4 protein-coding genes are annotated in these 10,818 nt (G+C 50.4%); all 4 read left to right on the top strand.

Features of this window, described 5'->3' with window-relative positions:
- Window positions 1-623 precede the first annotated feature (623 nt).
- The 4 genes from AC2A1E_RS05485 (at window position 624) to AC2A1E_RS05470 (ending at window position 10,787) form a co-directional block, all read left to right on the top strand.
- Window positions 624-6,662 carry an Ig-like domain-containing protein gene (locus tag AC2A1E_RS05485; protein WP_484382922.1) on the top strand — a complete coding sequence of 2,013 codons (6,039 nt, stop codon included), beginning with the start codon at window positions 624-626 and terminating at the stop codon, window positions 6,660-6,662.
- A gap of 109 nt (window positions 6,663-6,771) precedes the next feature.
- Complete coding sequence (locus AC2A1E_RS05480) at window positions 6,772-7,278, top strand: hypothetical protein (RefSeq protein ID WP_484382921.1); 507 nt, start codon at window positions 6,772-6,774, stop codon at window positions 7,276-7,278.
- Between the two features lie 267 nt (window positions 7,279-7,545).
- Window positions 7,546-8,031 (top strand): LuxR C-terminal-related transcriptional regulator, encoded by a 486-nt coding sequence (locus AC2A1E_RS05475; protein WP_484382920.1) that lies wholly within the window; start codon window positions 7,546-7,548, stop codon window positions 8,029-8,031.
- Window positions 8,032-8,528: 497 nt separating this feature from the next.
- On the top strand, window positions 8,529-10,787 hold the full coding sequence (locus AC2A1E_RS05470; protein WP_484382919.1) for a type I secretion system permease/ATPase: 2,259 nt from the start codon (window positions 8,529-8,531) through the stop codon (window positions 10,785-10,787).
- The last annotated feature ends 31 nt before the right edge of the window (window positions 10,788-10,818 follow it).

The following is a 10,818-nucleotide window of genomic DNA, read 5'->3' as shown; positions in this document are numbered from 1 at the left end:
TAAAGCGGGCTTTGCCTTACAGGGCTTACGCCCGCTTTATCTTTAAATCAATCTACCCGCGATACTTCAAGTTGCTTCTGTGCGACGTGCCAACAAGCAACTCGAACTATTTTGAATCATGCCATGCCCCTTACAAGCCGATGAGACTCTGTCTGCTTGTATGCGGAGATGCTGAAATTAATTTAGTACCAGTCCTAGTTCCCATCATTTGAATTCGAACGTGCATGACAGACACATAAGCCGCTGGGATTTAAAGTAGTGCTCTAATGACAAACGTGAAGGAGAAACTCATTTACCTGTTTTACCCTACACCCTTATGGGTATGGCTAAAGACTTCATGATTTATCCAGTAAGTCGATGAGAGATTTGCTGAGTTGAGACATCAGAGGTTATGAATGCTTTGTCAGGAAGAGAACATCTGAGTTAGAGCTAAGAGGCTCGCGCGCTTAGTTTTAAATATTACCGAAGTAAACCTTTTTATATTTTTTAGGCTTGCTTTACCTTTAAATAGATATACGTATACGGATAATAACGCAATGAACTTTGCTTTTTTAACTGATGATGAAACTTTATTTTTCTATCCTGTAAATGAGGTTGAGAGTTTATATTTACCTATCCAATCTATGGAGGGTGCTCGCTATATTATTACTGAGAGAGACGGTGTTAATATTAACGAAAACCTGACAGCAGAACGGGTTGATAACGATCTGCATCTGAAGTTTTATGCAGACTCACAGACGCCTTCTACCGTTGTCATCAAGGATTTTGCCCTGACTAACGGCAAAGTTTTCAGCTTGACCAATAATGGCGAATATCGCCAGCATGTTTTCGCCGAGGATCTTCCAGCTCAAGGGCCGGTAGCCTTGACCAGCATTTATCTGGGGACACAGCAGGAGCAGGCTGAAGCGGTCTCTTTGAAGGTGATCCAGCATGCAACCATTTTGCAAACCATGGAAAACCTGGGTGAATCGCTGAACCCAACCAGCGGCGTAACGCCAGAGCCAATCAATGTGGCAGCAGAGCCAACGAGTGCTGCACCAGCGCTGATGAATATGGCATTAGAGCCAATGGATGCGGCACCACCTGCTCCAATGAATGCCAATGTAATGCCTTTGTTGTCTGCAAACCTGTTAGAAGATGCGGTACCCGCTGTAAAACCATCAATCACCGCTGTTTATGATCAGATTGGTAGCAAGCAGGGATCTTTAGTGAGTGGCAGCGTTACCGACGATAAAACACCAAAGCTTGAAGGCAATGGGCAGCCTGGCGCACAGCTGGAAGTTTTCCAGAACGGTGAGTCAATCGGCTTCACTAACGTCGACATGGCGGGCAACTGGTCATTTACCCCCTCTGTACCACTGCAGGAAGGTGGTCAGCTTCTCTATGTTCGCGATGCAGCGAGCAATCAAACCTCCAGTAACATCGTCTTGATCATCGATACGGTGGCTCCTTCACGCTCTGAAATTTCCAGCGTAGTTGCCGATAACACAGGTACGGCGGCGGCGATCAGCAAAAACGGCTATACCAACGATAATACGCCGACGCTTACCGGGAAAGGTGAAGCTAACTGTCTGATTGCTATTTATAACGGTAACGCACTGGTAGGTACGACTTATGCCGATCAGGCCGGTATCTGGGGCTTTACGCCGATTTCTCCACTGCTTGATGGTCAATATCAATTCAGGGCTGTGGGTATCGACTTCTCTGGCAACACCGGTCTGTCTTCCGCCAAGTTCATTTTTACCATTGATACTTTGCCACCAGCCCAACCTCAGATTATCGAAGTGCTTGATGACGTGGGCGCGGTAACGGGGCCGGTATTGAATGGTGCCGCCACGGATGATAATACGCCAACGCTGAAAGGGCGTGCTGAAGCCGGTAGCAAGGTCACGATTTATGACCATGGTAACAAGATTGGTGAAGTTCAAGCCGATGCATCAGGCAACTGGAGCTTTACTCCTGCGACGCCAATCGATACGGGTTCACACAGTTTGACCGTAACGGCAACCGATCTTGTAGGTAACGTTTCCGAGGCATCAGCCCCATGGGTCATCAATGTTGTACTTGGTGCACCTGACGCGCCTATCGTCGATTCAGTCTACGACGATTATGGCGATATCGTGCATAACCTCGCGTCGGGTGATGTTACTGACGATGCGACCCCGAGTATTGCAGGTACCGCAACGCCGAACTCTACGGTAATTATTTACGACAATGGTCAGGAAATTGCTCGAGTACCGGCAGACGCGTCTGGGAATTGGAGTTTCACTCCTGACACCCCGCTGGTCGATGGCAAGCATGATTTGACCTTTGTAACGCTAAATCAGGCAGGCAACTTGTCTGATCCATCCGAACCGTGGGTGGTGACTGTCGATACCACGCCGCCAGATGCACCGACTATTGGCAGCATCTCTGACGATGCGGGTATCAAGACCGGGGAACTGCAATCGGGTGACGTGACCGACGACACCACGCCGACGCTGAAAGGCCAGGCAGAAGCCGGTGCGAAAGTTGCGATCTACGACAACGTCACCAAGATCGGTGAAACCACAGCTGATGCCAACGGTAACTGGACATTTACACCGGTAAGCGCACTGGCGGAAGGCGATCACAGCTTTACCATCCGTGCTACCGATGCGGCTGGCAACGTTTCCGCGCCGTCCCAACCGTGGGATCTGGTGATTGACATTACTCCACCAGACCAGCCAGGTGTTGATGGCAATGGCCCAGGGATCAGCGACGTGATCGACGATCAGGGTACGGTACAGGGGCCGATCGCCAATGGCGGCAGCACCGACGACACCAAGCCAACCCTGAACGGTAAAGGCGAACCGGGTGACACCATTATTGTTACTGACAACGGTACCAAGATCGGTGAAACCACTGTGGATGAAAACGGTAATTGGACCTTTACGCCGGAAACCGCGCTGAGTGAAGGTGAGCACGAGCTTGCAGTGATCATCGAAGACAAGGCCGGTAACTTGTCTAAGCCATCCGAGCCGTGGGTCGTGATTGTGGATACCACGCCACCGGTTGCGCCAACCATTGGCAGCATCTATGACGACGCGGGCAGCAAAACCGGGGAACTGCAATCGGGTGACGTGACCGACGACACCACGCCAACCCTGAAAGGCCAGGCGGAAGCCGGTGCGAAGGTTGAGATCTACGACAGCGTCACCAAGATCGGTGAAACCACTGCTGATGCCAACGGTAACTGGACATTTACACCGGCAAGCGCACTGGCAGAAGGCGATCACAGCTTTACCATCCGTGCTACCGATGCGGCTGGCAACGTTTCCGCGCCGTCCCAACCGTGGGAGCTGGTGATTGATATTACTCCACCAGACCAGCCAGGGATTGATGGCAATGGCCCGGGGATCAGCAGCGTAGTCGACGATCAGGGTACGGTACAGGGGCCGATCGCCAATGGCGGCAGCACCGACGACACCAAGCCAACCCTGAACGGTAAAGGCGAACCGGGTGACACCATCATTGTTACCGACAAAGGTAGCAAGATCGGTGAAACCACCGTGGATGAAAACGGTAATTGGACCTTTACGCCGGAAACTGCGTTGAGCGAAGGTGAGCACGAGCTTGCAGTGATCATCGAAGACAAGGCCGGTAACCCGTCGAAGCCATCCGAGCCGTGGGTCGTGATTGTAGACACCACGCCACCAGTTGCGCCAACCATTGGCAGCATCTATGACGACGCGGGCAGCAAAACCGGGGAACTGCAACCGGGTGACGTGACCGACGACACCACGCCGACGCTGAAAGGCCAGGCAGAAGCCGGTGCGAAAGTTGCGATCTACGACAACGTTACCAAGATCGGTGAAACCACTGCTGATGCCAACGGTAACTGGACATTTACACCGGCAAGCGCACTGGCAGAAGGCGATCACAGCTTTACCGTCCGTGCTACCGATGCGGCTGGCAACGTTTCCGCGCCGTCCCAACCGTGGGATCTGGTGATTGACATTACTCCACCAGACCAGCCAGGGGTTGATGGCAATGGCCCAGGGATCAGCGACGTGATCGACGATCAGGGTGCGGTACAAGGGCCGATCGCCAATGGCGGCAGCACCGACGACACCAAGCCAACCCTGAACGGTAAAGGCGAGCCGGGTGACACCATCATTGTTACCGACAACGGTACCAAGATCGGTGAAACCACCGTGGACCAAGACGGTAATTGGACCTTTACGCCGGAAACCGATCTGAGCGAAGGTCAACATGACATCGCGGTGATCATCGAAGACAAGGCCGGTAATCAGTCTAAACCGTCCGATCCGTGGGTGGTGATTGTGGATACGACGCCGCCAGATGCACCAACCATTGGCAGCCTCTATGACGACGCGGGCAGCAAGACCGGGGAACTGCAGCCGGGTGACGTGACCGACGATACCACGCCGACGCTGAAAGGCCAGGCAGAAGCTGGTGCGAAGGTTGCGATCTACGACAACGTCACCAAGATCGGTGAAACCACTGCTGATGCCAACGGTAACTGGACATTTACACCGGCAAGCGCACTGGCAGAAGGCGATCACAGCTTTACCGTCCGTGCTACCGATGCGGCTGGCAACGTTTCCGCGCCGTCCCAACCGTGGGATCTGGTGATTGACATTACTCCTCCAGACCAGCCAGGGGTTGATGGCAATGGCCCGGGGATCAGCGAAGTGCTTGACGATCAGGGTACGGTACAGGGGCCGATCGCCAATGGCGGCAGCACCGATGACACCAAGCCAACCCTGAACGGTAAAGGCGAGCCGGGTGACACCATTATTGTTACCGACAACGGTACCAAGATCGGTGAAACCACCGTGGATCAAAACGGTAATTGGACCTTTACGCCGGAAACGGCGTTGAGCGAAGGTGAGCACGAGCTTGCAGTGATCATCGAAGACAAGGCCGGTAACCAATCCAAGCCGTCCGATCCGTGGGTAGTGACTGTGGACACCACGCCACCGGATGCGCCAACCATTGACAGCCTCTATGACGATGTGGGCGAAAAAACGGGCATTCTTGAGCCAGGTGACATCACCGACGATACGATGCCGACGCTGAAAGGCAAAGCGGAAGCGGGCGCCAAGGTTGAGATTTACGATAACAACACCAAGATTGGTGAGACTAACGCCGATGCCAGTGGTAATTGGACATTTACACCGGCAAGCGAACTGTTAGAAGGTCAGCACAGCTTTACCGCACGAGCGACCGACGCGGTGGGTAATCAGTCTGGTATCTCTCAGGCATGGCCGACCACGATTATCGTTCATTTGCCAGAAACACCGGTTATTGAATCAGTGATGGACGATGTTGGTCCACTGACAGGAAAGTTGACCTCCGGCGATGTCACCGATGATCGTCGTCCTCAAATCTCAGGCAGCAGTGAACCTGATATGACGGTGATTATTTATGATGGCGCTGGTGTCGAAATTGGCCGCACTCAATCGGACAGCCAGGGACGTTGGAGCGTGACGCCAACCCGCGATCTGAACGATGGTGAATACAGCTTCACCGCAGTTGCAGTGAATGTTGCAGGTAACAGTAGTACCGCTTCTGATGCGTTTGATCTGATCGTCTATACCGGAAACGGTCCAACTCAGGTAGCTCGCCTATCGGAAATGGGCAAGGACTCCGGCTTTGACGGTAATGACTTTGTTACCGACAACGGCAATGTAGGGCGTTTGATGTACGGTACGTTGAGTGGGGAGTTGGTCGCTGGGCAGACTCTGCAAGTGTCTACTGACGGTGGTCGCACCTGGTTTGACGCACTGGTGGAAGGCACGAAGTGGGCTGCTCAGGATTTGAGTGAGCATGCAGCTAACTGGGCTATCCAGACCCGTGTGGTTGATCAGTCTGGTAACAGTGGCTTTGTCATGTCGCAGGCGGTGGTGCTTGATGCTGTCGCACTGAGAGCGCCTAGTGCGGTCCATCTGGAAGGGGGAAATCTGCTGGTTGAGTTTAACCCGGCAAACGTTATGGCAGGCGATCGCATTACCGTGGTTGCCGACGGCGGTGCTCATCGCTTCGAGCACACTCTGACTGCGCAGGATATCACCGCCGGGTCAGTGACGCTGGACGTGGGTTCGGTAAGCAGTGCCAGTGCAGCCCTGGTGGATCAGGCCGGTAACCTGTCGAGCTTTGCTAGCACCAGCGGTTCAGCACCGAGCGTGAATATGGGAATCACAGGGGATGTGTCTGAAGTCTACGGGCAAAACCGCGATAACATCTTCACGGTAGACGATGTCAACTTGCTCAACAATGTCAAGGTGATCGAAGGTAACGGCGGCGTTGACACGCTGAAACTGACCGGTGCGGATCAGGTGTTGGATTTGTCTGCCTGGTCGGGGCGCTTGAGTTCGGTAGAAGTGATCGACATCACCGGTTCTGGCAACAACACGTTGAAGATTTCTCTGGGCGATGTGTTGGATCAGGGCTTCCGTGGCGCATTCATCAACGACGACAGCGTACAGATGGCGGTCAAGGGTAATGCGGGCGACGTGGTGATGTTGAGCGATCTGCTGCCTAACGGCATGGACGTAGGTGATTGGGAAAACCTCGGTGAGGTGATTTCTGCAGGTGTCTCTTACGATGTTTATCATCACACCGGGCTGGATGCAGAAATCCTGGTACAGCAGGGGGTTACCGTCCAGTACTCGTAACATTAACGCAAGGGGCTGCCAGTCGGCCCCTTCAATATTCAGATATCAATCGTTTACGCCCTTTCGAGGGGCGTAAACTCAAGCAGGATTATCAAGGAAAATTTTTAAAATGTATCGTAAGAACACAAAAGTCATTTTGACCGTTTTGTTATCGCTAGCGCTGGTTCCTAACGTTTTTAGCCAGACAGTTCAGCAGATGCCTAAGCTGACGGTATTCGGTGAGCAGTATCATACGTTGCCAGCCACTGCCTCTGACAAAGCACGTGTCATTTATTACCGTACAGTTTCTGGGGAGCAGAGATCATCCGGCGCCAATGTCTATGTTGATGGGCATTATCATACATCCCTATTACCCGGTGGTTTTTCCAATTTTTGTCTTGTCCCAGGTGAGCATACCTTAGGGGCTTATCGGCACGATGCGCCATTATATCGTGGCAAAACGGAGGAGCTTTATCGTGTTAAGCTAGAGGCTGGAAAAACCTATTTTATAAAAGTTTCTAATGATGGCAAATCAGCGCCTGTTTCTGTAACGCGTGCTGAAGCTGAGCAAGAGTTAAAGTATACCCGTGAACAAAAACATGCCGTTTCACGGGCCGCCGTTTTGATCTGCAAATAATTGGACTGGTAAGCGATTAAAATGTGTAATTTAAACTTTAATAGCCTCGCAGCGCTTAGTATTAGCTGAATGATAATCGCGTTCGTTATTCTTGCCTGCGTATTACAACAAGTCTCAGCGTGAGTATCAAAGTATCCTCCGTGATAAAAAGTGGAGGATATAATCCTTTTTTATATTTAAAAAAATAAATTTTGCGGAGGGAGAATGAAGAGGGAGTTTTTTATAGTCACGAATGACAGTTATTTTTACCTGGGAGTGTCTAAACTGATGAGTGACTTTCCTGATGCTGAAATATCAAGGTTGTCATTCAACTCTTTATTTAAAACATTGCGTTACGATAAGTCAGTACTGTTTATTGTATGTCTTGATGATATGGTGTCTAATTTTAAAACATTACTATTTTTTGAAAGAATGAATAATGATGTGGTGTTTGTATCAAAGAATCATAACGTTATGAAGCTTTGCTCAAACTTTGGCTATCAGAGTGTGAGGATAAAAACGTTTATAGGGGCCCGTGCGATGATTCGCAAGGGATACGAGAGCGGGAGCAAGATAGAACTATTATCTAGTATGGAAAAGAATGTAATTATAAACCTTCTTAATGGTGAGTCTAATATTAAACTGGCAAAACAGAACAGACTGTCGGATAAGACAATATCTCATTATAAAAGGAGTGCCCTGTCAAAGGTTGGTTTAGATAATATTAATCATTTCTTTGATAATATAAATAAAGATATTTTCAAAGTCCTATAAATTTACTTTAGAGAGTGGCATTCATCTTTATTGCCTAAGGTTGCAGATAATGATGCTGTGGTATTAAATGTTTTTGGCAGATATCGTTATTGACCATTATCTTGCGTCCCTCGGCAATAGTTACTCGACTGCGCCAACACATTGCATTTCAGTCTTATATTAATTTATTTAATGAAAATAACCTAATGAGTATTATTAACATTGCATTACGCATGGTTAATATCAAGACTCGGAGCCAGCTATCCATCCCAGGATAAAAAAAGTAAGAATCCCCATTTAGTACTGGTCCTACACTCTTTCATTTAAATTCGAACACGCCTGACAGACATAGAAGTCGTTGGAATTTAAAGTGTGCTCCATAGAAAGCGAGAGGGAGACACTGGTGTTTCCTGATTCCTTTTCCCCCTGATTCTTATAGGCATAGCGAAAAGGTTATGTCTGATTAATCAAACGTTACCAAAGCTTGGGTCGATTAAGACGCCAAAGGATTATGAATCATGTTGTCAGAAAAAGATCATCCGGATCAGAGCGAAAACTCATTTACTCTTCCACCACCAGAACGGATTGTGGATACGCTACTTGAGTGCACGCAGTGGATGTGTGAATACCAGGGATCTCCAAGGAGTGTTGAAAGCCTATGTGCAGGGTTACCTAAAGGTAATCAACTGACTCCGTCTCAGGCTATGAGTGCATTAAGTAATGCAAATCTTACTGCGAGCATGGTTCGCCGCCGTGCGCATGAGTTTTCTTCACATCTGATGCCTATCATATTGCTCCGCAAAGATCGTGGTGCGGCGATTCTCTTGGCTTCTCGACGTGATGAAGAAGGTAAGCTGCGTTTCCAGATCATTCTGCCTGAGATTGGGCTCGACTCACCGGTAGAGATCGATCAACAGGAGCTGTCAAGCTGGTATTCAGAGCATGCCATTCTGGTTAAGCCCAGTGCTCAGATCGATGTACGTGCAGGTGAAGAGACCCCGCACTCAGCCGGGCATTGGCTGTTCAGCACATTGTGGCGTTATCGCAGCTACTACCGCAGCGCGGCCCTTGCCGCGGTTATTGTCAACATTCTGGCGCTGGCCAGCATATTTTTCACCATGAACGTCTATGACCGAGTGGTGCCAAACCAGGCTTACGTGACGCTTTGGTCTCTCGCTATCGGTGTGGCGATTGCCATGTGTTTTGAAGCGATAACACGTTATACCCGTGCCAGTCTGTTGGATATGGCGGCTAAAAAAGCCGATTTGGTGTTGGGATCTCGGTTATTCCGACAGGCGCTGGGGGTGCGCATGGAGCACAAGCCGCCTTCTGCCGGCGCCTTTGCCAACCAACTGCGTGAATTTGAATCGGTACGAGACTTCTTTACTTCGGCAACCTTAGCAGCCCTGTCCGATCTGCCGTTTGTGTTGCTGTTTGTTGGCGTGATTTTTGTGATTGGCGGTTCGCTGGGGTGGGTTCCCCTGTTGATGATACCTTGCATCGTACTGATCAGCGTGCTTATCCAGTGGCCATTGGCGCGAACTATGCGTGAAAACTTGCGGGAATCCTCGCTGAAACAAGGCGTGCTGCTGGAGTCTATCGAAGGCATGGAGACACTCAAGTCCGTGGGCGGCGAAGGCTATATGACGCGCCGTTGGGAAGCTTTCAGTGCGGCCGCTGCCAGTACTTCGATGAAATCGCGCCAGCTGACCAGCACCGCGCTGAATCTGGTGACTTTCCTGCAGCAGTTGCAGACGGTAATTATTGTCGTGCTCGGCGTTTACTTAATAGGCAATGGTTCTTTATCCCAAGGGGCCCTGATAGGCACCGTGATGCTGGCCGGGCGAGCAACCGCTCCTTTGACGCAGGTTGCAGGATTGGCGGTACGTTTCCAGCAGGCCAAAGCAGCATTGACATCGTTGAATCGCCTGATGGATATGCCGCTTGATCGTGAAGTTAATAAAAAATATTTGCCGTTACCTTCACTTCAAGGAAAGTTGGAACTTAAAGGCATTAAATTCGCTTATCCAGCACCACCGGATAAACCGAATCAGCCAGTACTCGAGAATATCAATGTTTCCATCGCTCCCAACGAACGAGTAGCAATATTGGGCAAAATAGGCAGCGGTAAGTCGACGTTACTGCGTCTGATTGCTCGCCTGTACCAACCAACAGCGGGGCAGATGTTGATCGGGGGTATTGATGTTGCACAGGTTGACCCGGCGGATTGGCGTAGCACCGTGGGGTACGTGGGTCAGGAAGCTCGTCTGTTCTACGGCACGCTGCGCGAGAACATTATGATCGGTCGTCCAGAAGCCTCTACAGATGAATTGCTGCGCGTTTTGCAACTGACGGGGTTGGACCTGATTGCACAAAAACACCCTATGGGGATCAACCTTCCTATCGGTGAGATGGGGGAAGGATTGTCTGGAGGGCAGCGTCAACTGGTTTCTTTAGCGCGCAGTTTGCTGGCACGGCCACAAATACTGTTACTGGACGAACCAACGAGTGCTATGGATACGCAGACTGAGGCCATTTTTATGGCGCGTCTGAATAATGCGACTAAAGACCAGACGTTGATATTGGTCACCCACCGGACATCGTTACTTAACCTGGTCGACAGGATCCTGGTAGTTGATGAAGGGCGTATCGTCGCCGACGGGCCAAAAAATGAAATTATTGCCGCGTTGAGCGCAACTAGCGATCGTGAATCGGCGGGGAAAAAGCCTTCAACTCAGCAAAACCCGGCGGTAAAAGCTTCTTCTGCTGCCAGCTAAATTATTCAGGCTGAGAATCAGCCTGGTTAAA

The organism is Serratia sp. HNCC26DJ206 (assembly GCF_057180605.1).
This window is presented reverse-complemented; position numbering and strand designations above follow the sequence as displayed.